General features: G+C 70.2%; 26 protein-coding genes. 10 read left to right on the plus strand and 16 right to left on the minus strand.

Annotated features, from left to right (window positions below; translation table 11 throughout):
- Positions 1 to 7 precede the first annotated feature (7 nt).
- The 3 genes from AT699_RS19670 (at position 8) to AT699_RS19675 (ending at position 2,250) form a co-directional block, all read left to right on the plus strand.
- A complete protein-coding gene (locus AT699_RS19670; RefSeq protein WP_006385055.1) occupies positions 8 to 1,309 on the plus strand; it encodes an MFS transporter in 1,302 nt (433 codons plus the stop codon).
- Between the two features lie 132 nt (positions 1,310 to 1,441).
- Positions 1,442 to 1,879 (plus strand): ArsR/SmtB family transcription factor, encoded by a 438-nt coding sequence (locus AT699_RS31135; RefSeq protein WP_006385054.1) that lies wholly within the window; start codon positions 1,442 to 1,444, stop codon positions 1,877 to 1,879.
- Positions 1,783 to 2,250 (plus strand): SRPBCC family protein, encoded by a 468-nt coding sequence (locus tag AT699_RS19675; protein WP_038503983.1) that lies wholly within the window; start codon positions 1,783 to 1,785, stop codon positions 2,248 to 2,250. Before AT699_RS31135 ends, AT699_RS19675 begins: the two co-directional genes overlap by 97 nt.
- Here the strand turns inward: AT699_RS19675 and AT699_RS19680 are convergent.
- Positions 2,247 to 2,582 (minus strand): 2Fe-2S iron-sulfur cluster-binding protein, encoded by a 336-nt coding sequence (locus AT699_RS19680; protein ID WP_020928492.1) that lies wholly within the window; start codon positions 2,580 to 2,582, stop codon positions 2,247 to 2,249. The genes AT699_RS19675 and AT699_RS19680 overlap by 4 nt on opposite strands.
- A gap of 18 nt (positions 2,583 to 2,600) precedes the next feature.
- A complete protein-coding gene (locus tag AT699_RS19685; protein WP_024069563.1) occupies positions 2,601 to 3,188 on the minus strand; it encodes an NUDIX domain-containing protein in 588 nt (195 codons plus the stop codon).
- 397 nt (positions 3,189 to 3,585) lie between these two features.
- On the opposite strand from AT699_RS19685, the gene AT699_RS19690 reads away from it, so the two are divergent.
- Positions 3,586 to 4,509 (plus strand): LysR family transcriptional regulator, encoded by a 924-nt coding sequence (locus AT699_RS19690; protein ID WP_024069565.1) that lies wholly within the window; start codon positions 3,586 to 3,588, stop codon positions 4,507 to 4,509.
- 55 nt (positions 4,510 to 4,564) lie between these two features.
- Here the strand turns inward: AT699_RS19690 and AT699_RS19695 are convergent, their stop codons facing one another.
- From AT699_RS19695 to AT699_RS19725, 7 genes are all read right to left on the minus strand, one after another.
- The gene (locus AT699_RS19695) at positions 4,565 to 5,818 is read right to left on the minus strand and encodes an Hsp70 family protein (protein ID WP_024069566.1); all 1,254 of its coding nucleotides are present in this window, start codon (positions 5,816 to 5,818) and stop codon (positions 4,565 to 4,567) included.
- A gap of 64 nt (positions 5,819 to 5,882) precedes the next feature.
- The gene (locus tag AT699_RS19700) at positions 5,883 to 7,055 is read right to left on the minus strand and encodes a RhtX/FptX family siderophore transporter (protein ID WP_049055224.1); all 1,173 of its coding nucleotides are present in this window, start codon (positions 7,053 to 7,055) and stop codon (positions 5,883 to 5,885) included.
- 44 nt (positions 7,056 to 7,099) lie between these two features.
- Complete coding sequence (locus AT699_RS19705; RefSeq protein WP_024069568.1) at positions 7,100 to 7,507, minus strand: cupin domain-containing protein; 408 nt, start codon at positions 7,505 to 7,507, stop codon at positions 7,100 to 7,102.
- Positions 7,508 to 7,566: 59 nt separating this feature from the next.
- Positions 7,567 to 9,699: a TonB-dependent siderophore receptor gene (locus tag AT699_RS19710; protein WP_024069569.1), complete on the minus strand. Its 2,133-nt coding sequence runs from the start codon at positions 9,697 to 9,699 to the stop codon at positions 7,567 to 7,569.
- 179 nt (positions 9,700 to 9,878) lie between these two features.
- Positions 9,879 to 12,017 (minus strand): TonB-dependent siderophore receptor, encoded by a 2,139-nt coding sequence (locus tag AT699_RS19715; RefSeq protein ID WP_110134599.1) that lies wholly within the window; start codon positions 12,015 to 12,017, stop codon positions 9,879 to 9,881.
- Positions 12,018 to 12,119: 102 nt separating this feature from the next.
- Entirely contained in the window at positions 12,120 to 12,998 is an 879-nt protein-coding gene (locus AT699_RS19720; protein WP_223203202.1) for a helix-turn-helix transcriptional regulator, read from the minus strand.
- A gap of 65 nt (positions 12,999 to 13,063) precedes the next feature.
- On the minus strand, positions 13,064 to 14,029 hold the full coding sequence (locus AT699_RS19725; protein WP_024069572.1) for a GlxA family transcriptional regulator: 966 nt from the start codon (positions 14,027 to 14,029) through the stop codon (positions 13,064 to 13,066).
- A gap of 101 nt (positions 14,030 to 14,130) precedes the next feature.
- Between AT699_RS19725 and AT699_RS19730 the strand changes: the two genes are divergently transcribed.
- Positions 14,131 to 15,357 carry an MFS transporter gene (locus AT699_RS19730; protein ID WP_024069573.1) on the plus strand — a complete coding sequence of 409 codons (1,227 nt, stop codon included), beginning with the start codon at positions 14,131 to 14,133 and terminating at the stop codon, positions 15,355 to 15,357.
- A gap of 97 nt (positions 15,358 to 15,454) precedes the next feature.
- On the opposite strand, the gene AT699_RS19735 is transcribed toward AT699_RS19730, so the two are convergent.
- The 7 genes from AT699_RS19735 to AT699_RS19765 all read right to left on the minus strand — a co-directional run bounded on the left by AT699_RS19735 (position 15,455) and on the right by AT699_RS19765 (position 19,525).
- The gene (locus AT699_RS19735) at positions 15,455 to 15,787 is read right to left on the minus strand and encodes a hypothetical protein (RefSeq protein ID WP_006385040.1); all 333 of its coding nucleotides are present in this window, start codon (positions 15,785 to 15,787) and stop codon (positions 15,455 to 15,457) included.
- Between the two features lie 146 nt (positions 15,788 to 15,933).
- Entirely contained in the window at positions 15,934 to 16,158 is a 225-nt protein-coding gene (locus AT699_RS19740) for a DUF3820 family protein (RefSeq protein ID WP_006385039.1), read from the minus strand.
- 6 nt (positions 16,159 to 16,164) lie between these two features.
- A complete protein-coding gene (locus AT699_RS19745) occupies positions 16,165 to 16,710 on the minus strand; it encodes a cysteine hydrolase family protein (RefSeq protein WP_024069574.1) in 546 nt (181 codons plus the stop codon).
- Between the two features lie 64 nt (positions 16,711 to 16,774).
- Complete coding sequence (locus tag AT699_RS19750; RefSeq protein WP_024069575.1) at positions 16,775 to 17,350, minus strand: GNAT family N-acetyltransferase; 576 nt, start codon at positions 17,348 to 17,350, stop codon at positions 16,775 to 16,777.
- 77 nt (positions 17,351 to 17,427) lie between these two features.
- Positions 17,428 to 18,075 carry a glutathione S-transferase family protein gene (locus AT699_RS19755; RefSeq protein WP_006385036.1) on the minus strand — a complete coding sequence of 216 codons (648 nt, stop codon included), beginning with the start codon at positions 18,073 to 18,075 and terminating at the stop codon, positions 17,428 to 17,430.
- Between the two features lie 24 nt (positions 18,076 to 18,099).
- Entirely contained in the window at positions 18,100 to 18,573 is a 474-nt protein-coding gene (locus AT699_RS19760) for an OsmC family protein (RefSeq protein WP_058207431.1), read from the minus strand.
- Positions 18,574 to 18,775: 202 nt separating this feature from the next.
- Entirely contained in the window at positions 18,776 to 19,525 is a 750-nt protein-coding gene (locus tag AT699_RS19765; RefSeq protein ID WP_232067155.1) for an IclR family transcriptional regulator, read from the minus strand.
- 84 nt (positions 19,526 to 19,609) lie between these two features.
- On the opposite strand from AT699_RS19765, the gene AT699_RS19770 reads away from it, so the two are divergent.
- From AT699_RS19770 to AT699_RS19790, 5 genes are read left to right on the plus strand one after another with little or no spacing between them, the layout of a single operon-like run.
- Entirely contained in the window at positions 19,610 to 20,578 is a 969-nt protein-coding gene (locus AT699_RS19770; RefSeq protein WP_024069578.1) for a Bug family tripartite tricarboxylate transporter substrate binding protein, read from the plus strand.
- Positions 20,579 to 20,585: 7 nt separating this feature from the next.
- The gene (locus AT699_RS19775) at positions 20,586 to 21,452 is read left to right on the plus strand and encodes an amidohydrolase family protein (RefSeq protein WP_038503988.1); all 867 of its coding nucleotides are present in this window, start codon (positions 20,586 to 20,588) and stop codon (positions 21,450 to 21,452) included.
- Positions 21,453 to 21,478: 26 nt separating this feature from the next.
- The gene (locus AT699_RS19780) at positions 21,479 to 22,474 is read left to right on the plus strand and encodes a Bug family tripartite tricarboxylate transporter substrate binding protein (RefSeq protein WP_024069580.1); all 996 of its coding nucleotides are present in this window, start codon (positions 21,479 to 21,481) and stop codon (positions 22,472 to 22,474) included.
- Between the two features lie 37 nt (positions 22,475 to 22,511).
- A complete protein-coding gene (locus tag AT699_RS19785; protein WP_006385031.1) occupies positions 22,512 to 23,195 on the plus strand; it encodes an RraA family protein in 684 nt (227 codons plus the stop codon).
- The gene (locus tag AT699_RS19790) at positions 23,192 to 24,139 is read left to right on the plus strand and encodes an NAD(P)-dependent oxidoreductase (RefSeq protein ID WP_024069581.1); all 948 of its coding nucleotides are present in this window, start codon (positions 23,192 to 23,194) and stop codon (positions 24,137 to 24,139) included. The genes AT699_RS19785 and AT699_RS19790 overlap by 4 nt, the downstream gene beginning before the upstream one ends.
- Positions 24,140 to 24,148 lie beyond the last annotated feature (9 nt).

Below are 24,148 nucleotides of genomic sequence, written 5' to 3' on the forward strand. Positions count from 1 at the left end.
GACAGATATGAGCCAAGCGTATCTCGACATGCCCGACGCCAAACGCCGCATCAAGGCGATCTTCGTCGGCTCCATGGGCAACCTGGTCGAATGGTATGACTTCTACGCCTATACCGCCTTCGCCCTGTATTTCGCCCCCGCCTTCTTCCCCTCGCACGACCCGGTCGTGCAGCAACTGAACGCCGCCACGCTGTTCGCCGCCGGCTTCATCGTGCGGCCGCTGGGCGGCTGGCTGTTCGGCCACCTGGCCGACCGCCACGGGCGACGATTGTCGCTGATGGTGTCGGTGGGCATGATGTGCGTGGGGTCGCTGATCATCGCGGTCACGCCCACCTATGCCTCCATCGGGCTGGCGGCGCCGGCGCTGCTGGCGCTGGCACGGGTCATCGAAGGCCTGAGCCTGGGCGGCGAATACGGCGCCAGCGCCACCTATCTCACCGAGATCGCCGATCCGAACCACCGCGGCTTCTATTCCAGCTTCCAGTACGTCACGCTGATCGGCGGGCAGCTCTGCGCCATCCTGGTGCTGCTGTTGCTGCAGAACGTGTTCCTGACGCACGAGCAGCTGGTGCAATGGGGCTGGCGCATTCCCTTCGTGATCGGCGCCATGCTCGCCATCATCACCGCCGTCATGCGGCGCGACATGCCGGAAACCGATTCCTACAAGCAGGCCAGCCAGCACAAGCCGCAGACCAGCTCGCTGCGCGGCCTGCTGCGCTATCCGCGCGAGGTCGCGATCGTGGTCGGCCTGACGGCCGGCGGCACGGCGGCGTTCTACACCTTCACCACCTACATGCAGACCTTCGTGCGGCAGACGGCCGGGTTCTCCGACATCGTCACCACCTACGTGATCGCCGCGTCGCTGATCTTCGCGCTGATCCTGCAGCCGCTGTACGGCGCGCTGTCCGACAAGATCGGGCGCAAGCCGCTGCTGGTGTTCTTCGGCATCGCGGGCGCGCTGCTCACGGTGCCGTTGCTGATGACGTTGTCGCATACCCGCTCGCCGTTCATCGCCTTCCTGCTGATCTGCGCGGCCTGGCTCTTCACCGCCGGCTACACCTCGATCAACGCGGTGGTGAAGGCCGAGCTCTTTCCCACCAACATCCGCGCCACCGGCGTGGCGGTGCCATACGCGATCACCGTGTCCATCTTCGGCGGCACCGCGCCGGCCATCGCCCTGTGGTTCAAGCAGCAGGGCCACGAGCAGTGGTTCTACTACTACCTGGCGGGCGTGATCTTCATTTCGCTGCTGGTGTACGCCACCATGCGCGACACCAAGCACCAGTCGGCGATGCACCGGCACGAGTGATCCGGCTTCCCACGGCGCGGCGCGGCAATTCGCCCGTCGCGCCGGGGTCCCTTGAAAAAAAGTGTAAGCGTGCGGCCCGGGGGCTTGCGGTGGCAGCCGCTTCGGCCAATACTTAACCTTATGGTTAAGTTAATGAATTCCCCGCTCGACGACGCTCAACTGGACCGTGTGTTCTCCGCCCTGGCGGATACCACCCGGCGCCGGGTGCTGGCCGACCTGGAGCCGGGCCCGGCTTCCGTCGGCACGCTGGCCCGGCCCCATGCAATGTCGCTGCCTGCCTTCATGAAGCACTTGCGGGTGCTGGAGGACGCCGGCCTGATCGCCCGGGCCAAGGATGGCCGGGTGGTCCGCTGCACCTTGTCGGCCGGGCCGATGCGGTCGGCGTCCGACTGGCTGGCGCGCTACGAGAAATTCTGGAACGGGCAGCTCGACTCGCTGGCCCGCTACCTTTACCACGAAGAGGAGACCCACCCATGTCCACCGACACCGACCTCGAATTGCGCCTCCGGCGGCGCTTCAACGCCCCCGTCGAACGCGTCTGGCGAGCCTGGACCGAACCGCAAGCGCTGATGCGCTGGTTCGGCCCCGCCGAAACACGCGAAGTGCTGCTGGCCGAAACCGACCTGCGGGTCGGCGGCGCCTACCACATCGGCTTTGCGACCGAAGACGGGCTGGCGCACTACGCCCGGGGCCAATACCGGGAAGTGCAGCCGCAGCGCAAACTGGTCTTCACCTGGACCTGGCGCGACGCGCCGCAGGAAACGTCGTTGATCACGCTGACATTTACGCCCGCGGACCACGGCACCGACCTGGACTTCCTGCAGACCCCGTTCGTCGACGAGGCCACCCGCGACAGCCATGGCAGCGGCTGGGCCGGCGCGATGGACCGGCTGGCGGCCGACCTGGCCGGCGCGGCGCAGGCGCCCTCCCGGCCCCGCTAACGGCGCGCGCCCGTCAAGGGCCGCGCCGGCGCCTCGGGCGCGGCCGTGATGCGTTCGGCGTGTGGCGACAGGATCTCGAGCGGCGCCGTGGCGTGGGCCACGCAAGGCAGGATCCAGCCTTCGTCCTTTTCGTCGCGCGACAGGCCGGGCCACTCGATGCGGTAGCGCACCGCGCCCGCGCGCAGCTGGCACATGCACGCGCGGCAGGTGCCGTTGCGACAGGAACTGGGCAGCTTGATGCCGGCCGCCTGCGCCGCGGCCAGCACGGAGGTGTCGGCATCGGCGTCGAAGCGCCACCCGGACGGCTGCAACAGCACGGCAAAGGACGGCATGGGCGTTGTCCCCGGCGCTCAGGCGGCGTGTTCCTGCCAGTCCAGCTGCCAGGCGCCGGACAGCACGTTCTGCAGCCACAGCGTGCAGGTCAGCGTCTTGGCGTCGGTGACCTCGCCCTTGGCGCAGGCGGCGTACAGATCGGCGGGGTCGGCGCTGAATACGTCCAGGAATTCATCCTGGTCCAGTTGCCGGGGCCCGGCGCGCAGCCCGCGCGCGAAGTAGATGTGGATGATCTCGGTGGAATAGGCGATGGCCAGGTGCAGGGCGCCGGCGCGGGCCCACTGCGTGGCGGTATAGCCGGTTTCCTCGAGCAGTTCGCGCTTGCCGCAGGCCAGCGGGTCCTCGCCGGGATCGAGCTTGCCGGCCGGAAACTCCGTCATGACGCGGCCGATCGGATAGCGATACTGGCGCTCGAGCAGCACGCGGCCGTCGTCGAGCAGCGGGATCACCACCACCGCGCCCGGATGCACCACGTATTCGCGGGTGGAGGTGTTGCCGTTGGGCAGGCGCACCACGTCGTTGCGGATCTTGAGGAAACGGCCGTCGTAGGCGGCCTCGCTGGAGACGCGTTCTTCGTACAGATGGGAATCGGGCTTGTCGGTCATGGCGGGCGTGATGGAGTTCAGCGCGGGGGCAGCGCGAAACCGTGCCGGCCCGCGCGCGAAGAGCTTGCAGCTTACCATCGGCTCCGCGCCGTTCAGGCGTCGACGCGGATCACGATCTTGCCGAAGTGACGGCCCGAGGCCAGGCGCTCGAACGCGGCCGGCACAGGCGCGGCCGGCGGCAGAGAAAGCCCCCCCACGCTCGCCGCTGCGCGGGTCGCTGCCCCCCGAGGGGGCGTTTTTGCCTTGGGGCGGCCCGGCGGCAAAAAAAGCCTCACGCCGTGGCCTGGCGCCAGTACGATATATGGGAACTATACGATCCAGTGGCGGCATTCATTCTCGCCAATGTTGCCTTTAAGGAACCAATTCAATCGCAGGCGGCGACGCCCAGGAAGGCATGATGGCTACACCCCTCCCCCACGACCGGCTCGGCGGCATCGAGGTTTTCGTGCAGGCCGCCGAGGCCGGCAGTTTCGCGCTGGCGGCCGAGCGCCTGAACCTGACCCGTTCGGCGGTCGGCAAGTCCATCGCGCGGCTCGAGGCCCGGCTGGGCGCGCGGCTGTTTCATCGCACCACGCGCCAGCAGAGCCTGACCGACGCCGGCCAGGCCTATTACGACCGCTGCGTGCGCGCGCTTGCCGAGCTGTACGACGCCGAGGCGGAGCTGGACAGCGGCCGCCGCTCGCCACAGGGCCGCCTGCGCGTCAGCGCGCCGGTGGTGTTCGGCCGCCATTGCGTGGCCCCGGTACTGCGCGAACTGGCGGCGCGGCATCCGCAGTTGCAGATCGAGATTTCGTTCAACGACCGCGTGGTCGACCTGATCGAGGAAGGCTACGACCTGGGCATCCGCATCGGCGCCCTACCCGACAGCGCGAGCCTGGTGGCCCGGCGCCTGGGCCTGCAGACCATGGGCATAGGCGCGTCGCCGGCCTACATTGCGGCGCATGGGCGCCCGCAAACGCTGGATGAAATGCGCCAGCACGTGGGCGTGGCCTACGCCCGTGGCGGCGTCGAAAAGGGCTGGTCGTTGATGGAGGCGGACGGCGAGGTGGTGCAGCTGCGCGTGCCGCCGCGCCTGCGCATGGACGATCTGCAAGCCATTGCCGACGCGGCCATCGCGGGCGCCGGACTGGCCTGGCTGCCTTGCTGGATGCTGTCGCACTACGTGCGCACCGGCGAACTGGATGTGCTGATGCACGGCGACCGCATGGCGGCGCAGCCGGTGCATGCGGTGTGGCCCCAGGCGCGCTACCTGCCGTCGAAGACGCGCACCGCGATCGACGCGCTGGCCGAACGGGTGCCGGCGATGCTGGCGACGTGGTGACGAAAGCGCGCGGCGCGGCGGCCGCGCGGTGTGGGCGGCAAGCGCCGCCCGAGCCTCAGTCGAACTTGCGGCGCGCGTCCAGCGCCAGGCCGGCGCCGATGCTGCCGAACAGGTCGCCCTCGACGCTGCGCGCCTGCGGCACCAGCGCCGAGACGCATTCGCGCAGTCGCGGCACGCGACTCGAACCGCCGGTGAAGAACACCGTGTCCACATCGGCGGGCGCGACGCCCGCGTCGCGCAGCAGGGTGCCGACGGTCTGCTCGATCTTCTCGATCAGCCGCGCCACGCTGTTGTCGAACGACGGCCGGCTCACGTCCACGCCAAGTTCGGGCGCGATGCGCGACAGGTCGATGCGCGCCGCGGGCGCCTCGGACAGCGCGATCTTGGCCTCTTCCACCTGCACCGCCACCCAGTGGCCGGCGCGCTGCTTGACCAGGTTCAGCAGCAGGTCGATCTTGTCGCGGTCGCCGGCCTCGGCACGGATGTAGGCGAAGTGCTCGGCGGCCTTGCGGGTGTAGGCCTGGTTGATGGTGTGCCAGCAGGCCAGGTTGCCGTACTGCGTGGACGGCACGTCCTTGCCGCTGCGCAACTGGCTGCCCAGGCCCAGCAGCGGCATGACGTGCGCCAGGCTGAGCTGCTTGTCGAAGTCCACGCCGCCGATGTGCACGCCGCCGTAGGCCAGGATGTCGTCGCGCCGGTCCGGCTTGGCGGCGCGGCCCGGACCCAGGCGGATCAGCGAAAAGTCCGAGGTGCCGCCGCCGATATCGATGACCAGCACCAGTTCCTCGCGGTCGATCTGCGACTCGTAGTCGAAGGCCGCGGCCAGCGGCTCGAACTGGAATTCGATGTCGGTGAAGCCGACGCTGCGCGCGATTTCGCCCAGGGTGTCCTGGGCGGTCTGGTCGGCGGCGGGGTTGTCGTCGACGAAGAACACCGGCCGGCCCAGCACGGCGCGCGTGAAGTCGCGGCCGGCGGCGGTTTCGGCGCGGCGCTTGAGCTCGGCGATGAAACGCGTCAGCAGCACGCGGAACGGGATCGAGCGGCCCTGCACCTCGGTGGAGCCGTCGATCAGCGAGCTGCCCAGCAGGCTCTTCATCGAGCGCATCAGGCGCCCGTCGTAGCCCGCCAGGTAGTCGGAGATGGCCGCGCGGCCGTAGCTGACCTCGGCGTCTTCATCGTGAAAGAAGATGGCCGAGGGCAAGGTGGTCTTGCCGTCTTCAAGGGCCAGGAGCGCGCGCTGGTCGGGGCGGCTCCAGCCGACGGTGGAGTTCGACGTGCCGAAGTCGACGCCGCATGCGGTGGAAATCATGGAAATTCGGGGGCTGAAAGCAAAACGGCGCACAAGTGTAGCCGCAACCGCCCGAACCGCCATGTCACCCGGGGCGGCGCAGCGCCAGCGCCACGAAAACCAGCGTGACCACGGCCGCCAGCAGCCCGCCGCCGAAACCGGCGGCATAGCCGAGCTGGGCGGCCAGCGCGGTGATGAGCGACGAGGTCAGGATTTCGCCCAGGTCGCGCGCGCTCTGCACCGCCGTCATGTCGGTGCCGGCCTGCGTGCCGCGGGCGGCAAAGCGCATCGCCAGCGTCATCAGCGCCACCGAGGCGGCGCCGGCGCCGAACGAACCCAGCGCCTGGGCCAGGTAGGCCATCAGCGCGGGCTGCGCGGCCCAGCCCCGCGCCTGCGCCAGCCAGGCCACCGCGGCCGCGCCCGAGGCCGCCAGCCCCAGGGCCAATGCGCCGCGCGCGCCCAGGCGCCCGACCAGCCAGGCGCCGCCGCCGCACCCCAGCAGCACCGTCACCGCGCCGCCGGCCATGCCGAGCTGCCCCACCGCGTCCACCGGCCAGCCCGCATCGACCAGGAACAATTTGGACAATCCATAGCCCGCCACCGCCGTCATCGCCGACAGGAACGCCGCCAGTACCAGCGCCCAGGCGCCGGGCCGGCGCGCGAAACCGGCCAGCGAGGCGCGCCGCGGCGCGGCCGCGGGTTCGGGCAGCGCGGTTTCCCGCCACCCCAGCGCCATCAGCAGGCTGAACGCCACCACCGCGGCCAGCAGCGCCAGCGCGCCGCCCTGCCCCAGCCGGCCGGCCAGCACCAGGCAACCGGGCCCGCCGGCGAAGAAGCCGACCATGGTGCCGCCCACCTGCACGGCGTTGGCGCGCGCCAGGGCCTGGCCCTGGAAGCGCTCGGCGGTCAGGCCATCGGTGGCGATGTCCTGCGTTGCGCTGGCCAGCGAGGCCAATGCCATCAGGCCCACCACCCAGGGCGCGCTGGCGGCGGCGATGCCGGTCATGGCCACCGCCGCCAGGCAGGCCAGCACCACGGCCTGCATCGGCAGGATCCAGCTGCGGCGCCGGCCGAGCGTGGCGCGCCAGCGGTTGTCGACCAGCGGCGCCCACAGGAACTTCAGCACCCAGGGCAGCCCCACCAGCGGCAGCCAGGCCAGCGCATGCAGGGGCGCGCCATCGCGCCGCAGCAGCGTGGGCAGCGCCTCCATGGCCACGCCCAGCGGAATGCCCTGGGAAAAATACAGCGCGCCGATCATGACGAACAGGCGCGCATTGGCGATAGGCTTCACGTCGATTTCCTTCAAGCTTGCGAGGCCGCGCCGGCGCGGCGGTGTTCACTGCCATGCCCGGGCGTGACGAACAGGATGCGGGCCGGACAGGCCACGTGCAGCCGGTGCCACACGCCGCGCGGCACCACCACGCTGCGCCGCGCGTCCAGCAGCACGTCGGTCTCGGCGCCGGTCGCGTCCATCAGCGTCAGCACCACGCGGCCCTCCAGCACGCAGAGCATTTCCTCGCCCGCGGGATGGCGTTCCCAGACGTCGCCATGCACGTCGGCGTCGCAGGCCGCGGCCTTGACGCCGACCAGCCAGCCCTCGTGCGGCGCCAGCCGGCGCAGCTTGCCGATATCGCGCATGGCGCCGTCGGCGCCGAGCGCCATGAAATGATCGAGCCAGTCGAACACTGGCGGGGGGATGAGCGTGGCCAATCCGTTACTCCTTCGAATGATGGCCGGGCGGCGCGCGCCGCCCGTGTGGGGCGCGCCGTTCAATACTCGGCGCGCAGGGTCAGCATGAGGTTGCGCGGTTCGCCGTAGCGGTTGTTCCAGGCCGTGCCCGACAGGCTCTGGTAATAGCCGCGGTCGAACACGTTGTTGACGCTCAGCGCGGCGGTCAGGTGCTTGTCGACGCGGTAGGCCAGGCGCAGGTCCACCAGCGCGTAGCCGCCCTGGCGCAGCGTGACCGGGCCCGACTCGGTCGAGTAGCCGGACTGCACCTGCAGGCCGCCGCCCACGCTCAGGCGCCGCTGCATCGTCGGCAGCGCATAGTTCGTCCACAGCCGGAAGATGTGCTTGGGCGTGAAGCTGGCGAACGGCTGGCCGCCCGCCTGCGTGTCGGTCAGGTACTTGCTGGTGTTGAAGGTGTAGCCCGCGGCCACCGTCCAGTACGGCGTGATGTTGCCGCTGGCCTCGGCCTCGAAGCCGCGGCTGCGCACCTCGCCGCCAGCCACGTAGTAGCAGTTCTGGCCGACGCAGGGCCAGGCGGGATCCTGCTGCGCGCGATTCTTCTGGCGGATCTGGAACACGGCCAGCGATACGTTCAGCGCGCCGTCCATCAGTTCGCCCTTGATGCCGGCCTCGTAGTTGGTGCCGGTGACCGGGTCCAGCCCCTGGCCGTCGCGCGTCAGCTGGGTCTGCGGCTGGAACACCTCGGCATAACTGCCGTACAGCGACCATTGGCGGTCCAGGTCGACGATCAGCCCGCCGTAGGGCGTGAATTCGGGATCGATGCGCTGTCGCGAAGCGGGCGCGTCCTGGTTCCACCAGCTCATGCGTCCGCCCAGCACCAGCGTCAGCGGGTCGGCCAGCGAGAAGCGGCCCATGCCGTAGACGCCCTGCTGGCGCGCGCGCGTCTCGCCCGGCGAGGTATAGGGTCCCACGCCCGGCTCCGGCACGCTGCGCGGGTCCCAGTCGAACACGTTGACCGGCACGCGCAGCGCCGGCAACAACTGGCCGGTGTACTGCTCGGTCGTGGTGCGCTGGGCATTGCCGCCCAGCAGCAGTTCGTGGCGGCGGCCGAACAGTTGCACCGGGCCGCTGACGTAGGCATCGACGCTGGCCTGGGTGTTGTCGAACTTGTAGGCGCCGCCCATCAGCGCCGACCCCAGGCCGGTCTGGCGGTCGATCGCGCCATAGGCGCCGGCGTACTTCAGGTTGCTGTCGGCGGTCAGATAGTTGGCGCTGACCTTGGCGCTCCACCCCTGGCCGAAGCGGTGCTCCAGGTCGGCGAATACCCGCGTCGTGTTCCAGTTGAAGCGGTCCCAGGCGGCGTCCAGGTAGGTCGAGCGCTTCAGGCCGATATCGCCGCCGTCCTTGTAGCGCGGCACGCCCGCCATGTTGGTGGTGGAGCGGATGCGCTGGTATTGCAGGCCGGCCGAGAGCACCGTGTCCGGGCCCAGGTCGACCTCGCCGATGCCGTAGAACAGCGCCGACTTCTGGTCCGCCACGTCGTAGAAATAGCCGCGGTCCTCGAGCGCCGTGACGATGCGGCCGCGCACGCTGCCGCTGTCGTTGAGCGGGCCGCCGAGGTCGGCCTCGACGCGGTAGCGGTCCCAGCTGCCGGCGCTGAGCGCGCCGCTGAAGGCGAACTCGCGCTGCGGACGCTTGCGCACCAGGTTGACGGTGGCGGCGGGGTTGCCGGCGCCGTGCAACAGGCCGTTGGCGCCGCGCAGGATCTCGACGCGCTCATACACCGCCATGTCCTGGGGCGACGCGGCCATGTTGCCCATCAGCACCGGCACCCCATCCTGCTCGTACGAATCGACCTTGAAGCCGCGGGCGTAGTAGGCGGTGGTCAGCAGTTGGTAGGGCTGCACCGTGATGCCGGTGGCGTGCTGCATCACCTCGTCCAGGCTCTGCAGATTCTGCTGCCGCATCTGTTCCTGGCCGATCACCGTGATCGATTGCGGCGTCTCGCGCACCGTCAAAGGCAGCTTGCCCATGGTGGGCGTCGGCGCGGTGGCGGCGGATTCGCCGCTGACCGTCACCGCCGGCAGCGTTGCCGCATCGCCCGCCTGCTGGGCCTGCGCTGGCCCCACCGCCGTCAACGCCAGCCACACCGGCCAATGGCGCGCCGCGCCCTTGCGCGGCCGTGCCGCCCTGTTCCTGAACCTTGATCGCACCGCAGTTCCTCTTTCCTGGTTACTGAGAATTATTCTCAAACCATTCTAGAGAGCGGCCCGGCGCGCCACTGGCGATTGCGGAAGTCTCGCTGGCGATTGCGGAAGTTTTTTACCGGGCGGGCCGAGGCGGCCGGGACGCGCCATGCGACGCGCGCGGCCGCCTCAGCCGATGACGACGGTCAATACTCGGCGCGCACCGTCAGCATGAAATTGCGCGGCTCGCCGTAGTAGTTGGTCCAGCTGGCATCGTTCAGGCGCTGGTAGTAGACGCGGTCGAACAGGTTGTTGGCGTTGAGCGCCACCGTCACGTGCTTGTCGACGCGGTAGGCCACGCGCATGTCGGCCAGCGCGTAGCCGCCCTGGCGCAGCGTGATGGTCTTGGCCACGTTGTAAAAGCCCGATTGCACCTGTACGCCCCCGCCTACGCTCAGGCGCCGCTCGAGTGCCGGCAGGGCGTACTCGGTCCACAGGCGGAAGATGTGCCTGGGCGTGAAGCTGGCGTAGGGCTGGCCCTCGGCGCGCGTGTCCACCTTGTACTTGGTGGTGTTGAAGGTGTAGCCCGCCGCCACCGTCCAGTAGGGCGTGATGGCGCCGGCGGCCTCGGCCTCGAAGCCGCGGCTGCGGACCTCGCCCCCGGCGACCGAGGGGCAGCGCTTGCCCACGCACACCACCGAGGGGTCGGCCTGGGCGCGGTTCTTCTGCTGGATCTGGAACAGCGCCAGCGATACGTTCAGCGCGCCGTCCATCAGTTCGCCCTTGACGCCGGCCTCGTAGTTGGTGCCCGTGACCGGATCGAGCGGCTGGCCGTTGCGATCGAGCTGGTCAATTTGCGGCATGAATACCTGCGCGTAACTGCCATACAGCGACCACTGCCGGTCCAGGTCGACGATCAGGCCACCATAGGGCGTGAATTTGGCATTGGTGCGCTGGCTGGCTTTGGGCGCTTGCAGCCGGCTCCAGTCCATGCGCCCGCCCAGCACCAGCGTCAGCGGATCGGCCAGCGAGAAGCGGCCCATGCCGTACACGCCCTGCTCGCGGTCGCGATTGATGCCCGCGGACTTGTAGGGGCCGATGTCGTAGCCGGGCACGTCGCGCGGATGCCAGTGGAACACGTCCATCGGCATGTTCAACTGAGGGCTGGTGACATCGGCATTCAGGTTCTCGTACGAAGTCCGCAGTGAATTGGCGCCGAACAGCAGTTCGTGGCGCCGCCCGAACAGTTCCACCGGACCGCCGACGTAGGCATCGATGCTGGTCTGGCTGTTGTCGTACTTGATACCTCCTCCCGACAGCTTGGCGCCCAGGCCTGTCGCGCGGTCGATCCCGCCGTTGACGGTGAGGTACTTCATCTCGGAATCGGAGCGAAGATGATCGACGCTGAGCCGCGCGCGCCAGCCCTGGCCGAAGTGGTGGTCCAGGTCCGCGAACACGCGCGTCGTGTTCCAGTCGGAACGGCTGCCGGCGGATTCCAGGTTGACCGAGCGCCGCAGCCCGATCGGCGCGCCGTCCTTGTAGCGCGGCAGCCCGCCCATGCTGGGCGGCGGATGCGAGCGCACGCGGCTGTGCAGCAGGCCCGCCGACAGCACGGTGTCCGGGCCCAGGTCGACCTCGCCGGTGCCGTAGAACAGCCCGGTCTTCTCGTTCGCGCCTTCATAGAAGAAGCCGCGATCGGCCATGACGCCGACGACGCGGCCGCGCACGCTGCCGCTGTCGTTGAGCGGTCCGCCCAGATCGACTTGGGCGCGATAGTTGTCCCAGCTGCCGGCGCTGAGTTCACCGCCGAAGGCGAATTGCCGCTGCGCACGCTTGCGCACCAGGTTGACGGTGGCCGAGGGATTGCCGGCGCCGTGCAACAGGCCATTGGCGCCGCGCAGGATCTCGACGCGCTCGTAGATGGCCATGTCTTCCGGCGCGGCGGCGCGGTTGCCCATCATGGCAGGCACGCCGTCCTGTTCGAAAGATTCGATCTGGAAGCCGCGGGCATAGTAGGCGGTGGTCAGGTGATGGTGCGGCTGCACCGTGATGCCCGTGGCGTGCCGCATGACGTCGTCCAGGGTTTGCAGGTTCTGCTGGCGCATCTGCTCCGGCCCGATCACGGAGATCGATTGCGGCGTCTCGCGCACGCTCAAGGGCAGCTTGCCCAATGTCGGCTGTTGCGCACTGGCGGCCTCGCGTTCGCCGCTGACGGTGACTGCCGGCAGCGTGGCCGCGTCCTTGGCATCCCTGGCGTCGCCGGCCAGCGCCGGCCCCGCCACCACCGCCAGCCAGAGCGGCCAATGGCGCGCCGCCCGCGCGCGCCGCGCCTTGTTCCTGGACATTGAACGCATGGGTACTTCTCCTTCTTTGATACTGAGAATTATTCTCATACAATTTGAAGGAGAATCCGCAGCGCGCAAGCGTTTGTAAGACTCTTGCTATGTTCAGCGACCAGGAACCAGCGCGCTGGGCAGCACCCCGTAGCGCCGCTGGAAGGCCTTGGTGAAGTGCGAATCGGTATAGCCGCAGGCATAGGCGGCCTGCGACACGCTCATCTCGCCGGCGGCGAGCAGCGCGTGCGCCTGGGCCATGCGCTGCTCGCGCACGAAGGCGTAGACACTGCATCCGAACACGCGGCGAAAGCCCGTGGTGAGCTTGTTGACGTTGACGCCGGCGCGGCGCGCCAGCTCGGGCAAGGTGGGGGGATGCTGAAGATCGGCCAGCAGCAGGTCGCGCGCGTGGTGCAGGCGTTCGGTATCGGCGCGCGACAGGCCGGGCGGCGGCGGCGCGGCCTGTGCCGGCTGCAGGGCGCCCAGCGCCAGCGCGGTCAGTTCGAGGGCCTTGGCGGACAGGTACATGCGCTTGAGCGCGCCCTGCATGGGACAGGCCAGCATCTGCCGGCCCAGGGCCTGCAGCGGCGGCGCCAGCCGCAGGTTGGCCTCGGCGTAGGAATCATCGTGGCACGGCGCGCGCAGCAGGCGGACGATGTCGGCGGGTTCCAGCGACAGGGAGTTGCGCAGGTGGTCCAGCGAGGTGCGCAGCGAGACAAAGCGCAGCGACCGGCGCGCGCCGAACTCGTGCTCCATGCGCAGCGGGTCGCGGCACAGGCTCAGGTGCAGCAGCGGTCCGCTGACTTGCGCGGTCGGCGCGCCCGGCACGCGGTAGCGCAGCTCCCCTTCCAGCACCAGCACCAGCTTCAGGCCGGGTGTCAGGTCTTCGAGCACCCGCTCGCCGCGCTCGAAGCGCAACGTGCCGCCGGCCAGCGACATGGCTGGCGTGGCGGCCGGAACGGCCCAGTCGAGTTCAGGATGCGAAGCGGTCACGGTGGCGGGCCCGGGCGGGATCCGACGCTTTATTGAGAGTGACTATTATTACCGTTTCACCCGTTTCATGCCAACGCGGCATTGCGCGCCGCGCGCCGCAGCGCCTGTGGCGGCTGGCCGTAGACCCGCAGAAAGGCGCGGCGCATGCGTTCGCTGTCGGTGAAGCCGACCCGCCGGGCGACGCTGTCGATACTGCCATCGCCCTGTTCGATCTGCGCGCGCGCGGTCTCGGCGCGAATGCGCTCGACCGCCTTGGCGGGCGTTTCGCCGGTCTCGGCCTTGAAGCTGCGCAGGAACTGGCGCGGGCTGACGCAGGCGACCCCAGCCAGTTGTTCCACCGTCAGCGCCGTGCCCAGGTTGCCGCGGATATGCTCCAGCACGGCGCGCATGCGTTCGCTGTCGGGCGCCAGGTCCTGCAGGGCCGAGAACTGCGACTGGCCGCCCGAACGCCGGTGGTAGACCACCATTTCGCGCGCGGTCTCGGCCGCCACGTCCACCCCCAGGTCGGCCTCGACCATGGCCAGCGCCAGGTCGATGCCGGCGGTGATGCCGGCCGACGTCCAGGTGTCGCCGTCGCGCACATGGATGCGGTCGGGCTCGACCCGGACCGTGGGATGGTTGCGCGCCAGCGCCGCGGCATGGCGCCAATGGGTGGTGGCGCGCAGCCCATCGAGCAGGCCGGCGGCGGCCAGCACCAGCGCGCCGGTGCACACGCTGGCCAGCCGCCGGCCCTGTTGGCGCTGGGCCAGCAGGCGGGCGCGCAAGGCGGCGGTGACGGCGGTTTCGCGCGCGCCCTCGCCGCCCGGCACCACCAGGGTATCGGCCGGCGTGCCGCGCCACGGTCGCGTCTGCACGCCAATGCCGCAGGAACTACGCACTTCGCCGCCATGCTCGGACACGACGTGGACCCGGTATGCCGGGCCAGCCGCCGTCCGCGCGAAACGGCCGGCGGTCTGGAACACGGCCGCGGGGCCGGACATGTCCAGCAGCTGGAAATCGGGCACCAGCAGGAAGGCGACGTGGTGGGTCATGACGGATTGGCGTTTTTTGAGGGAATTATGTCATTCACGCCAAAGTGTGCGTCGATACAGTGGGGCCTGTCAAACCCGACCTGTCCGCCCCTTCCTTTCCCATGCCCTCCTCGCCCTCGCCCGCCACGGGCCGCCGCAACGCCCGTATCCTGGCCGTGTGCCAGGGCCTGTTCATCGCCGCGATTTCCATCGACCTGACGCTGACCGCGCTGACCGGCCACATGCTGGCGCCGGACAAGGCGCTGTCGACGCTGCCGTTCGCGCTGATCACCGTCGCCGGCGCTGTCGTGACGTGGTTCGCTTCGCTGCTGATGCAGCGCATCGGCCGCCGCAACGGCTTCGCGCTGGGCGCCCTGGCCGGCGCGGCGGGCGGCGGCATCTCGGTGTGGGCGGTGTTCCACGACCACTTCTGGGCCTTCTGCGCGGGCACCGCGCTGGTGGGCGTGTTCCAGGCGTTCGCGCAGTACTACCGGCTGGCGGCGGCGGACGCGGTGGAACCGGCCGCCAAGAGCCGCGCGATTTCGGTGGTGATGACCGGCGGCGTCATCGCCGCGATCGCCGGGCCGGCGCTGGCGGCCTGGAGCCGCGACCTGTTCGCGCCGGTGGCGTTCGCCGGCGCCTACCTGATGGTGGCGCTGCTGGCGCTGTTGTCCGCCGCCCTGCTGTTCGGTTTCTATCGCGATACCGAAACGTCCGTGGCCGCGGGCGAGGCGCAGGCCGGGCTGCCGCCGCGGCCGCTGCGCGCGGTGGCGCGCCAGCCGGTGTTCATCGCCGCGCTGGCCAACAACGTGGTGGGATCGGTGTCGATGATGTTCATCATGACGGCCGCGCCGCTGGCGGCGGTGGCGTGCAGCCACAGCATCGGCGACGGCGCCAACATCATGCAGTGGCATCTGGTCGGCATGTACGCGCCGGCTTTTTTCGCGGGCGCGCTGATCCAGCGCTTTGGCCTGGCCAAGGTGCTGGGCGCGGGCATGCTGCTGAACGTGGCCTGCGCGCTGATCGCGATGGCCTCGCCGTCGCTGCCGGCGTTCTACGCGGCGCTGTTCTGCCTGGGAGTGGGATGGAATTTCATGTTCGTGGGCGGCACCACGCTGCTGGCACAGTCGTACCGCCCGTCCGAGCGCGCCCGCGCCCAGGGCGCGGCCGAGATGCTGCGCTATGCCGCCACCGCGGTGGCGACGCTGGCCGCCGGGCCGGCGCTGGACGCGTTTGGCTGGGAGGTCCTGAACGCCGCCATGCTGCCGGTGGTGCTGGCGGCCGGCCTGATGACCTGGCACTGGGCGCGCGGCTCGGCCCGGGCCGCCACGGCGGCCGGCCCGGCCTGACCAGGTCCGACCTGAAGCGGGCTGACCTGAAGCGGGCTGACCTGACCGAGCCCGACGTGCAGCGGGCCGGCCGGGCCAAGCCCCGCGGGCGCGGCGCTTACTGCTGCTGGCGGCGCTGCTCCAGTTCGCGCAGGCATTGGGCGACCCCGGCCTGCATCTGGGCGTTGGAGACGGCGGCGCGGTCCGAGACCTCGCGGCAGCGCACGTATTGCGCCTGGCTCTCGGGCGTGTCGCGGATCACGGCCGGCGCCGAGTTCGGATCGGGCGTGACGGTCATGCGCAAGGTGGAAGGCGGCGACAGGCTGCCGTCCTTGGAGCGCTGGCTGGGATATTGGAATTCCTGCGTGACCGGCGCCGCGTTCTGCGCCTGGGCCGCGCCGCCCAGGCAGGCCAGGGCCAGCAGGACGGCGGTGAACGGGAGTTTCTTCATGACGACCTCTCTTTGTTGGTCGCGCCCGGGCCAGATACCCCGCCCGGTGACGCGCCGGTCTATCGTAGCCCCACGCGCGCCCGCGGGGCGTGCCAAGACGCTACGCCAGCCGCGAGATTTGTTTCTTGCGGTTTCCCCGGCGCCGTTCAGCGCGCCGCCGGCGGCTGGCGCAAGGGCGCCAGCAAGGACGACAGGCCGTTGTGGTCCAGCTCGTGCATCAACGCCAGCAGGCGCCCCAGTTCGCCCGGCGGAAAACCCTTGCGCGCGAACCAGGCCAGGTACGGCCCCGGCAGGTCGGCGATGAGGCGCCCCTGGTACTTGCCGAAAGGCATGGTGCGCGTCACCAGCAGCTGCAGCAGTTCGGGATCCATGGGCCGCTACCTCGCCTGGCCGAAGGCAATGTCGGCCGCCGGCACGGCGGCGATCTTCACGCCGAAGCTGGTCATCGACGAGAGCGTGGTGTTGTGGTGCGCGCGGATCTGCGCGCCTGGCGCGTGCGGCTTGTCCTGGGTGGTGTGGGCGTCGGCCGCCAAGGTGACCGGATAGCCCAGCGCCGCGGCGCGGCGCACGGTGGTGTCGACGCAGAATTCGCTGGCGTAGCCGCACACCACCAGCTGCGTGACGCCCGCCTGCGACAAGGCCTCGCCCAGGCCGGTGCGCAGGAACGAATCGGGGGTGCTCTTGCGTATCCGGATGTCGCCGTCGGCCGGCCGCAGGCGCGTATCCAGCTGCCATCCGGGTTCGCCTTGCGCCAGCGGGCTGCCGGCCGCCTCGTGCTGCACGTAGACCACGGGCGCGGCGGCGGCGCGGGCGCGCTCGGCCAGGTCGTTGATGCGCGCCAGCACGGCGCTGGCATCGGCGGGTTCAGGCGTGGTCTCGAACAGGGCGCGTTGCACGTCGATCACGATCAGGGCGGACGTCATGGTTCTCTCGGAAAAAGTGGGTCGCGGCCCGGCAAGGCCGGGCCCACGGGAACGGAAAGGCGGGCTAACCGCATTCGGCGCCGACCAGCGCGGGCGGCCAGATGCGCGCGTACATCCAGAAATGGCGCGGCTCGCCGCGCACCTGCCGGTAATGGTGCAGCAGCCCTTCGCGGTGGAAATGGCAGCGTTCCAGCACGCCGGCCGAGGCGGTATTGGTGTCCAGCACCGTGGCCTGCACCCGCGTCAGGCCCAGCGTCTGCAGGGCCCACGCGGTCATGGCCTCGCAGGCCCGCGACGCGATGCCGCGGCGCCAGTGCGAAGGCGCGAGGTCGTAGGCGATTTCGGCGCGACGCGCGCCCGGCGCGATCTCGTTGAACCCGATCGTGCCGATCAGGCGGTCGTCGGCCTCGACGATGGCCAGGCGCACGCAGTGGCTGGCGGCAGGGTCGGCATAGCCGCGGATCAATGGCGCCAGCGCGTCCGGGCCGTCCAGCTGCCAACTGGTGTGGCGGGTCACGTTGTCGTCGCGCAGATAGGCATACCAGTGTGTCGCGTCGGTGTCGCGCAAGGGACGCAGGCGCAGGCCGGCGATACCCAGGTCAGGCGCGCGTTGCGGCCAGTCGGCAAGAGGCAGGAGCATGGGGAAGCCACGTCGCAAAGATAGTGCCGGCGCGCCTTCGCGCCGGCCATGGGACAGCTTAACAGGCCAGCGCGCCCTCAGAAATCCAGCCGGCCCTTCAACTCGCCGAACGGCACCATGACGTGTTCGCGGTAGGCGGGGCGTTCGCGCAGGCGCTCGTACCACGCCCGCACGTGGGCCAGGGGCTCGTGGTCGATGTCCAGCTCGTAGTAGCGGTACAGCGCGGTGGCCGCGGGAATGTCGGCCAGTGTCAGCGCCTGGCCGTCCAGGTAGGGCTGCGCGGCCAGCACCGCATCTAGCTGGCGCAGGCAGGCATGGGTGGCGGCCAGGCTGCGCGCGATGGCCGGCAGGTCGCGCTGCGCTTCGGGGGTGCGGTAATAGCCCCAGAACACGCCGGCCAGGAAGGCCGGCTGCAACGCGGTCTGGGCCCAGTCCATCCAGCCATCGGCGCGCGCGCGTCGCGCCGGATCGGCCGACCAGAAGGCGTCGGCGCCATGGCGCGCGGCCAGGTAGCGCAGGATCGCGTGCGACTCCCACACCACCGTGTCGCCGTCGCGCAGCAGCGGCACCCGGCCATGGGGATTCATCCGCAGGAAGTCGGGCGTATCGAGCAGCCCGAACTGGCCGCCGGCCGGCACGTGCTCATACGCCAGGCCCAGTTCGCCCGCCAGCCACAGGACCTTCTGCACGTTGAAGGAACTGCGCCGGCCCCAGATCGTCAGCATCGCAAGCCCCCTTCGAGCGGCGCGTCAGCCGGCCACGACGATGCGCGGCTCGCACAGCACGGGGAAGTTGACCGAATTGGCGATGAAGCAGAAATGATGCGCGCGGGCATGCAGGGCCTCGGCCAGGCCGGCGTCGCCGCCCGCGGCGATGGTGACCTCGGGCCGTAGCGTGACCGAGACGAAGGCGCCGCCGCGTTGCGGATCTTCGCGCATGACACCTTGCGCGTCATCGCGGTAGGCCGTGACGATGATGTTCTCGACCGCGCAAAGGTGCAGATACCAGAGCTTGTGGCAGGCCGACAGCGAGGCCACCAGCAGGTCCTCCGGATTCCAGCGCGCCGCGTCGCCGCGGAATGCGGGATCGGCCGAACCGGCGATATCGGGCTTGCCCGGCGACTGGATCACGTGGTCGCGGGCATAAGCGGTGTAGCTGGCGGTGCCCTTGCCGGTATCGCCGGTCCAGGTCACGCCGACGTCGTAATGGTGTTCGCCTTTCATTGCGGCTTCCTCGCGGCGCGCCACGCCGGCGCGCAAAGATAGATAGCGTAGCGCATGCGTCGGGCGGGGGACGGCGACGAGCGCTGCCGCCGATGAGCGTAGCGCGGCCCGCCTCGGCGCGCCGCGCCGATACGGCCAGGATGGCGGGCGGCGGCGGACATGCGGGCCACGGCGCAAGGCCTGGCCGGTCGCCGCAGCGGCGTCAGGCCCCCTGCCCTTGCCGCGCCCCCATCAGCGAGCGCGACAGGCGGCTGGCCGCGGCGAGGATCGGTTCCTTCAACTCATGCAGCACGCTTTCGCCCAGGCGCGAAATCGGCCCCGAAATACAGACAGCTCCTTGCAGCGTCCAGTTGATGCCATAGACCGGCGCGGAGATGCTGGAGACCTCGGGATCGCGCTCCCCCAGCGACACCATGTAGCCGGCGCGGCGCACCGATTCATACGGTTCGCCCGGTTCGCCGGAAAAGGCGAGCAGCACGCGGCCCGGGCTGCCCAGTTCCAGCGGCAGGGCCGCGCCGACGCGCACGTGGTGCCGGATCGACTTGGGGCCCTCGACCCGCGCCATGCAGATGCGCTGCTTGCCTTCGCGCACGTAGAACGTCGCGCTTTCGCCGGTTGCCGCCGACAGCTCGCGCAGGATCGGCTGGACCACCTCGACGATGTTGAAGGTGGCCTGGTAACACGCGCCCAGCCAGCCGGCGGCGCGCGCCAGGCGCCAGGTGCCGTCGGGCCGCTGCGCCAGGTAATCGTCCATGGCCAGCGTGCGCGCCAGCCGCAGCACGGTGGAGCGATGGCAGCCGGTGCGCCGGCTCAGTTCCGCCAGCGACAGATGGGGGTCCTCCACGCCAAAGGCTTCGAGGATCCGCATCGCGCGGCGCACCGCCACTACGCCCTCTTCGCCCGGCGCGTCGGGGGATTCCGGGGTCAGGTCATCGTTCATCATATGAAACATGTTCCGCTGTATGAACTCGTATTGTATTAGGTGGAACATCCCCCGACAATTCCTCCCATCAAAAACAAACATCGGAGACAAAACATGAAGCCGTTCGCACGCTTGCTATCGGGCCTGGCCCTTGTGTGCATGAGCAGCCTGGGCGCGGCCCAGGGCTACCCCGACAAACCCATCCGGCTGATCGTGCCGTTCCCGCCCGGGGGCGGCACCGACGTGCTGGCCCGCGAAGCGGCGATCAAGGTGGCCGGCAACACCGGCTGGAACATCGTCACCGAAAACCGGCCCGGCTCGGGCGGCAACATCGGCGTGGACGCCGTCGCCAAGTCGGCGCCGGACGGGTATTCCCTGGTGCTGGGCCAGACCAGCAACCTGGCGATCAACCCGACGCTGTACGCCAAGCTGCCCTACGACCCCGAGAAGGACCTCACCGCCATCGGCCTGGTCGCCGATGCGCCGCTGGTGATCGTGGTGCCGGCCAACTCGCCGCTCAAGACCTTCGAGGACATGATCGCGGCGGCCAAGGCCAAGCCGGGGACATTGAACTTCGCCAGCTCCGGCAATGGCACGGTGGCCCACCTGGCGGCGGTGCAGTTGCAGAACGCGGCGGGCATCCAGCTCACGCACATCCCCTACAAGGGCGCGGCGCAGGCGTCCAACGACCTGATCGGCGGGCAGATCGACATGTATCTGTCTTCCGTGCCGACGCTCATCGGCCACGTGCGCAACGGCAAGATGCGGGCGCTGGCGGTGACCTCGGCGCAGCGCGTGCCCGACATGCCCGACGTGCCCACCATCGCCGAGCGCGGCTTCCCCGGCTTCGAGGCCGTGACCTGGTTCGGCCTGGCCGCGCCGGCCGGCACGCCCAAGGACATCGTGCAGCGCCTGAATGCCGAGTTCAACAAGGCGCTCCAGACGCCGGAGCTGCGCGTCAAGTACCAGGAACAGGGCGCGCGCGTGCTCACCGACACCCCGGAAGCGTTCACCAGGCTGATCCACGACGACCGCATCCGCTGGGGCAAGATCGTCAAGGACTCGGGCGCGAAGGTGGAGTGATCCGGCCGTGGCTGCCCTTTACGCCTACTCCAGCGGCGACGCCAGGCCGGCCACCGCCGCCCCGCCCGGGGCGTGCGACTGCCACCTCCACGCGTATGACGCCCGCTACCCGACGGTGAAGGGCGCAAGGCTGCTGCCGCCGGACGCGTCCATGGCGCAGTACCGCGCGATCCAGGCCCGCCTTGGCATCCAGCGCGCGGTGCTGGTCACGCCGTCGACCTATGGCGCCGACAACCGCCCCATGCTCGACGCCTTGGCGCAACTGGGCGAGCAGGCGCGCGGGGTGGCGGTGATCGATGGCAGCGAAAGTGACGCGCAACTGCAAGCCTTGCACGACGCTGGCGTGCGCGGCATCCGGCTCAATCTCTCGCTGGGGGTCACTAGCACCATCGACCAGGTGCTGCCGCTGGCGGCGCGGGTCGCCCCGCTGGGCTGGCATGTGCAGTTGCTGATGCCGCCCGAGCGGCTGGCGCAACTGGATGGCCTGCTGTCGGCCCTGCCGGCGCCGATCGTGTTCGATCACATGGCCCGCATCAGTCCGGCGCAGGCCGGCGCGCATCCGGCCCATGCCCTGGTGCTGCGCCTGCTCGGCCAGGGCCGCGCCTGGCTCAAGCTGTCGGGCGGCTACCTCGTCAGCCCGCGCCACAGCGTCGAGGATCCCGCGCTGGACGCGCTGGCCCGCGGCTATCTCGACGCCAATCCCGAACGCATCGTCTGGGGCAGCGACTGGCCCCACGCCTCGGCGTCGGCCGGCATGCAGCCCATGCCCGACGACGCGCGCCAGCTCGATCGGCTGGCCGACTGGGCCGGCAGCGCCCGGCTGCGCCAGGTCCTGGTGCACAACCCGGCGACCCTGTACGGCTTTGCGGCATGAATACCAGAACAACACGGAGACAACGCATGCAGACCTCTTACTTCCTCTCGCGCCGGCGCTTCCTCGCGCTGGGCGCGGCCGTGGCGGCCGGCGCGGCCTTCGGCGCGCGCGCCGCGCAGGATTGGCCCGGCGGCAAGGCCATCACCTGGGTGGTGCCCTATCCGGCCGGCGGCAGCACCGACGTGCTGGGCCGCGCCATCGCGCAGCAACTGGACGCGCTGCTGGCCACGCGCGTGATCGTCGACAACCGTCCCGGCGCCACCGGCACCATTGGCGCAGCCCGCGTGGCGCGCGCCGAGCCGGACGGCCTGACGCTGCTGGGCACCTCGATCGGACCCCAGGCGATCGCGCCGCACGTGCTCGGCAAGCTGACCTATGACCCGGTGGCGGACTTCGCGCCCGTCATCATGATCGGCACCATTCCCCATCTTCTGGTGGTGGGCAGGGAGCAGCCGTTCCACACGGTCGCCGACCTGATCGCGGCCGCGAAAAAGGCGCCCCAGAGCCTGGCGTATGCCTCGGGCGGCACGGGCACGATCCTGCACATGCAGGGCGAGCTGCTGCAGCAAAAGAGCGGCGCGCGGTTCCTGCACGTGCCCTACAAGGGCGACACGCCCGCGCTGCAGGACACGCTGGCCGGGCAGGTGCAATTCGCCTTCATTCCCGCGGCGGCCGCGCTGCCGCACGTGCAGACCGGCGCGCTGCGCGCGCTCGCCGCCACGTCGGCGCGGCGCCTGCCGGCCTTGCCGCAGGTGCCAACCATGGCCGAGGCCGGCTTCAGCGATTTCGTGGTGGAGCAATGGCAGGCCGTGTTCGCCCCCGCCGCCACGCCCGCGCCCGTCATCGCCCGGCTCAACGCCGGGATCGGACGCGCCTTGCAGAGCCCGGCGCTGACGGCGCTGGCCGAGCAGCTCGGCATCACGCTGGCCGGCGGCACGCCGCAGGCCCTGGACACCACCCGCAGGGCGGACTTCGACAAATGGGGCAAGGTCATCCGCGACGCCGGCATCAAGCCGGCCTGACCCTGCCCTTCCGACTCTCACCTCCACAGGAACACTCATGGCAAACCAGGACATCATCAAGGACTTCCCGCGCGTCGGCGCCGACATCGTGCGCCGCGCGGCGGCACTGCAACCGGCCATCCTGGCCGACGTGGCCGGCCGCCGCGGCGCGCTCAGCGGCCGCATCCGCCCGCTGCACCCCGGCATGAAGCTGGCCGGCACGGCGCTGACGGTGGAAGTGCGCCCCGGTGACAACCTCATGATCCATGCCGCGATTTCGCTGGCCAAGCCGGGCGACGTGCTGGTGATCGACGGCAAGGGCGACCTCAGCTCGGCGCTGATGGGCACCATCATGATGAACGCCTGCCGCAAGCTGGGCATCGCCGGCGTGGTGATGGATGGCGCGGCGCGCGATAGCGTGGAGATCATCGAAATGGACTATCCGGTGTTCGCCGCCGGCACCAACCCGAACGGCCCCACCAAGAACGTGCCCGGCCGCATCGGCCATCCCGTGTCGGTCGGCGGCGTGACCGTGCATCCCGGCGACTTCGTCATCGGCGACGCCGACGGCGTAGTGGTGGTCGAACGCGAGAAAATCGAAGGCCTGCTGCCGGCCGCCGAAAAGAAGGTGCGCGACGAGGCCGCGCGCATCGCCGCGATCCAGGCCGGCGACACCGAGGCCAAGTGGCTGACGGCCGCGCTGCGCGCCGCCGGCGTGCTCAAGGAAGGGGAAGCGCTGTGAACAACATCGCCACAGGCAAGGCCGCCATCGTCGTGACCGCGGCCGACCTGGCCCCGGAAGCCGTCGCGCTGCTGCAGGATTTCAATCTGGTGTTTGCCGGCAAGACGCCCAGCGAAGAGGGCATCGTGTCCTTGTGCCGCGAGCACAACCCGGTTGCCATCATCGTGCGCTACAGCAAGGTGGGCGCCGCCGCCATGGACGCCGCGCCCGCGCTGCGCGTGATTTCCAAGCACGGCAGCGGCACCGACACCATCGACAAAGCCGCCGCCGCCCAGCGCGGCATCCAGGTCGTGGCCGCCGTGGGCGTGAACGCCGCCGCCGTGGCCGAGCATGCCCTGGCGCTGCTGCTGGCCTGCGCCAAATCGGTCGTGGGCCTGGATGGGCGCATGCGCGCCGGACACTGGGACAAGTCGACGCACAAGAGCCTGGAACTGGACGGCAAGACCATCGGCCTGGTGGGCCTGGGCGCCATCGGCCGGCGCATGGCCGCCATGGCGCACGGCCTGAACATGCGCGTGATCGGCTTCGATCCCTACGCGCGCGATCTGCCCGAGTACATCGCCAGCGTGCCGCTGGACGCGATCTGGCGCGAGGCCGACGTGGTGTCGCTGCATTGCCCGCTGACCGACGAGAACCGCGGCCTGGTCAATGCGGCGACGCTGGCGCAGTGCAAGCCTGGCGTGGTCCTGGTCAACACCGCGCGCGGCGGCCTGGTCGACGAAGACGCGTTGCTGCAGGCGGTGCGCTCGGGCCAGGTGCGCGCCGCCGGCCTGGACAGCTTCGCCGTCGAGCCGATGACGGCCGGCCACCCCTTCCAGCAGGAGCCGCGCATTCTCCTCAGTCCGCACGTCGGCGGAGTGACCAGCGCCGCCTACGTCAACATGGGCGTGGCCGCCGCGCGCAATGCGCTGGACGTGCTGGCCCGCGCGGCCGCCCCCGCCTGAGGAGCCGCG

Source organism: Achromobacter xylosoxidans, from assembly GCF_001457475.1.
In the GTDB taxonomy this organism is placed as follows: domain Bacteria; phylum Pseudomonadota; class Gammaproteobacteria; order Burkholderiales; family Burkholderiaceae_B; genus Achromobacter; species Achromobacter xylosoxidans.

What these genes read in the sequence shown, in the direction of transcription:
- AT699_RS19760 (WP_058207431.1), bottom strand. Translation starts at nt 18,573, where the DNA reads ATGAAAGGCGAACACCATTACGACGTCGGCGTGACCTGGACCGGCGAT.
- AT699_RS19715 (WP_110134599.1), bottom strand. Translation starts at nt 12,017, where the DNA reads ATGTCCAGGAACAAGGCGCGGCGCGCGCGGGCGGCGCGCCATTGGCCG.
- AT699_RS19765 (WP_232067155.1), bottom strand. Translation starts at nt 19,525, where the DNA reads ATGTTTCATATGATGAACGATGACCTGACCCCGGAATCCCCCGACGCG.
- AT699_RS19755 (WP_006385036.1), bottom strand. Translation starts at nt 18,075, where the DNA reads ATGCTGACGATCTGGGGCCGGCGCAGTTCCTTCAACGTGCAGAAGGTC.
- AT699_RS19690 (WP_024069565.1), top strand. Translation starts at nt 3,586, where the DNA reads ATGGCTACACCCCTCCCCCACGACCGGCTCGGCGGCATCGAGGTTTTC.
- AT699_RS19700 (WP_049055224.1), bottom strand. Translation starts at nt 7,055, where the DNA reads ATGATCGGCGCGCTGTATTTTTCCCAGGGCATTCCGCTGGGCGTGGCC.
- AT699_RS19770 (WP_024069578.1), top strand. Translation starts at nt 19,610, where the DNA reads ATGAAGCCGTTCGCACGCTTGCTATCGGGCCTGGCCCTTGTGTGCATG.
- AT699_RS31135 (WP_006385054.1), top strand. Translation starts at nt 1,442, where the DNA reads ATGAATTCCCCGCTCGACGACGCTCAACTGGACCGTGTGTTCTCCGCC.
- AT699_RS19680 (WP_020928492.1), bottom strand. Translation starts at nt 2,582, where the DNA reads ATGCCGTCCTTTGCCGTGCTGTTGCAGCCGTCCGGGTGGCGCTTCGAC.
- AT699_RS19740 (WP_006385039.1), bottom strand. Translation starts at nt 16,158, where the DNA reads ATGGATCCCGAACTGCTGCAGCTGCTGGTGACGCGCACCATGCCTTTC.
- AT699_RS19670 (WP_006385055.1), top strand. Translation starts at nt 8, where the DNA reads ATGAGCCAAGCGTATCTCGACATGCCCGACGCCAAACGCCGCATCAAG.
- AT699_RS19785 (WP_006385031.1), top strand. Translation starts at nt 22,512, where the DNA reads ATGGCAAACCAGGACATCATCAAGGACTTCCCGCGCGTCGGCGCCGAC.
- AT699_RS19685 (WP_024069563.1), bottom strand. Translation starts at nt 3,188, where the DNA reads ATGACCGACAAGCCCGATTCCCATCTGTACGAAGAACGCGTCTCCAGC.
- AT699_RS19695 (WP_024069566.1), bottom strand. Translation starts at nt 5,818, where the DNA reads ATGATTTCCACCGCATGCGGCGTCGACTTCGGCACGTCGAACTCCACC.
- AT699_RS19675 (WP_038503983.1), top strand. Translation starts at nt 1,783, where the DNA reads ATGTCCACCGACACCGACCTCGAATTGCGCCTCCGGCGGCGCTTCAAC.
- AT699_RS19730 (WP_024069573.1), top strand. Translation starts at nt 14,131, where the DNA reads ATGCCCTCCTCGCCCTCGCCCGCCACGGGCCGCCGCAACGCCCGTATC.
- AT699_RS19750 (WP_024069575.1), bottom strand. Translation starts at nt 17,350, where the DNA reads ATGCTCCTGCCTCTTGCCGACTGGCCGCAACGCGCGCCTGACCTGGGT.
- AT699_RS19780 (WP_024069580.1), top strand. Translation starts at nt 21,479, where the DNA reads ATGCAGACCTCTTACTTCCTCTCGCGCCGGCGCTTCCTCGCGCTGGGC.
- AT699_RS19745 (WP_024069574.1), bottom strand. Translation starts at nt 16,710, where the DNA reads ATGACGTCCGCCCTGATCGTGATCGACGTGCAACGCGCCCTGTTCGAG.
- AT699_RS19735 (WP_006385040.1), bottom strand. Translation starts at nt 15,787, where the DNA reads ATGAAGAAACTCCCGTTCACCGCCGTCCTGCTGGCCCTGGCCTGCCTG.
- AT699_RS19725 (WP_024069572.1), bottom strand. Translation starts at nt 14,029, where the DNA reads ATGACCCACCACGTCGCCTTCCTGCTGGTGCCCGATTTCCAGCTGCTG.